At 31.8% G+C, this 2,465-nt stretch carries 1 protein-coding gene and 1 pseudogene; both read right to left on the bottom strand.

Annotated features, from left to right (window positions below; genetic code table 11):
* Window positions 1-374: 374 nt before the first annotated feature.
* Complete coding sequence (locus tag ACFQZ1_RS13580) at window positions 375-1,739, bottom strand: erythromycin esterase family protein (RefSeq protein ID WP_377882724.1); 1,365 nt, start codon at window positions 1,737-1,739, stop codon at window positions 375-377.
* Between the two features lie 379 nt (window positions 1,740-2,118).
* Window positions 2,119-2,465, bottom strand: a pseudogene (locus ACFQZ1_RS13575) (hypothetical protein); the annotation flags it as partial.

Here is a 2,465-nt window from a genome sequence, read left to right as displayed (position 1 = left end):
TATCACTCCATTTTCAAGTACAATTATTAACTTGCTTATCCATTAGCAGAGTTCTAAAGTTAATGCCCCTACGAGTTAAAGTAATGGGGAAAATTGATAAGAATGCACTACATACATAAAGTATGGAAGCTAAAACGAAATAAGTACAGAAAATTCCCACCTGCTATACAATTAAAAAGAATTTGTGGTAAAAATCGGAATGATAATTTAAGTATTAAATAAAGGTCCGTTTACTTTTCAACGTACAATGAACTTCAACAATTACTAGCTACTTCCTAAAAATTGTTCTGTATTTACCAACCTGTTTACGCTTTTTTCAAACTTTGCAACAGAACCCAGTTCACCATCCTATCTTAATGGCGAACTTTTTTATTTTATTTAATCCGAGAAGGTGTAATATGTTCTAGCCATAGAATGCCATCATACTGTTGATTTGGAATCATAATTTCATCCTTATATCCCCAATGTTGTGCAATTATTGGCGTATACATCCAAGATGTTTCAGGACGATTTTTCTCACCTTTTAAATTTACAAATACTTGTGGATGTTGTGCAGCTTTCAAAATTTCTTCGATACTATTGGATTCATGTTTCTCCTTTACATATAGGATTGTTTTATTGTCCTCAGAGCTTAGGCTACTTCCGCTATACGCAAATAAACCAATGGTATACATCTGATCCTTTATATAATTTGGCAGGTAATCTATCATATTTGGTCCTACGAATCCAAATTCATTTGTGAAATCCTTAATCATTTTAGAATTCTGTTTTCGAATATGATAATTATGACCCCATACCATTATTTTTTTACCTGTATATTGTATTTCACTAAGCCATGCTAAGTTTTGAGCCATCTTTTGGTCACGTGAATATAATGAGAAATTATTGTAAATAGTGTAGTCAAATGGAATGTTATACTTCTCTTTCATTTGGTTTGACATATATGTTTTAAGCGAATCAATACGAGTACTAATTGTCTTTTCTAAAAGATTTACATTATATAATGATTTAGGTGCCACTTGTTGTAATTCATCCTTATGTTGTTGGATAAATTCTTCTATCCTTTCATATTTGCCTATAAGGGGTGTCTGCATTTCTTGAAACTCTTTATAGGAAGACACAGAACGATATTTAAAGATATCACCTTCCGCTTCTGTAAGTAACTTAGCTACTTCAGGATTCAACTTCTCAATCCATTCAGAAGCAAAGGTTGCAAATGGAAAATTTTCAATTTTATACGGGATTTGTATGTCAAACCCCGTTACCATAAGGGGTGTTCCTTTTTCCTTTTGTTCCTTTATGTATTGAAATAATTCTTCCACGTCTTCTGTAGACCATACAGAAGAAATAGATTTCTTCATCGCTTGTTCAGCTGTTAAATTATCTAAGTCTTGATACCCTGTATTTGCTTCCGCAAACCCTGATTCAAATGCAATTACATCATAATCCATTTCTTCATGTAAATACTTAATTATACGAATCTTTGATTGGTTCATTTCTGTTGAACCATGTGTTGATTCACCAAGGAGAACGATACGTTTGTCTTGTACTGTTTCTTTCAAGAATGATAAATCCTCATACGTATAAGCAGTTGGTTCTTTTAATTTTTTTGCATGCTCCCTAACCCATTCTTTCCATTTTGGCTGATCCACTAGTTTTTCTTCAGCTGATACTGCCGTTGTAAATGTCGTTAGTGCAAGAATAGATGCTGTAATTCCTACTTTCCACTTTGATAACACACATACCCCTCCTGTATTTGCTAGATTCCCCACCCATTTATGAAAATAATTTTCTATAACCAATATATGGGCTTATGTAATTCATTTCCTTACATTTATATTAATAAGTAGATATGGTGAAAATAAGATAAAAGACATAAAATTCATTTTAATCAGAACAGACAAAATAATCATCCGAGGCTTTACCCATTCACTCAAATTGGAGAACAATTCATTTCTTAAGTTGATGGGCATGTAAGGTGAAACCTTATAGGAAACATGTTGTCTAGGTGTTTTTTCTTTGGCTCACCAAATGGGGTCAGACCACTGTATATTCCTACAAAAAGTATAGCGTATTTTTATATTTTATTAAATGAACATCAGATTATATTGAATATTATCATATATTAGGTGAACACTTATTTTCCTCATATAACGCATTAACATACTGTTTTAAATTCTTGATGAATAATAGAATATCTTGACTAGACATTCTAGCATGTTGAAGATGAAATATGTTTCCTTTTCCGATTTCTAACTCATTTGAAATTAAAGTAATAGGAATATTTCTAAAGACATGCCACGGAAAATAAAGGTGTACAAAAGTTTCTCTAAAATATATACCCGATTGACAAACTAATACTCCATCTGATCCTTTACTCAAATTACCGAGGATAGATGTATCTAAAAAAGCAATTATTTCTTCTTCCTTTGAAATAATATATCGCTCCAAAACTTTCTTTAACT

Source organism: Bacillus sp. CGMCC 1.60114 (genome assembly GCF_042676365.1).
Lineage (GTDB): Bacteria > Bacillota > Bacilli > Bacillales > Bacillaceae_G > Bacillus_A > Bacillus_A rhizoplanae_A.
Note: the sequence above shows the minus strand (reverse complement) of the source record. Positions and strands in the feature narration are given on the sequence as shown.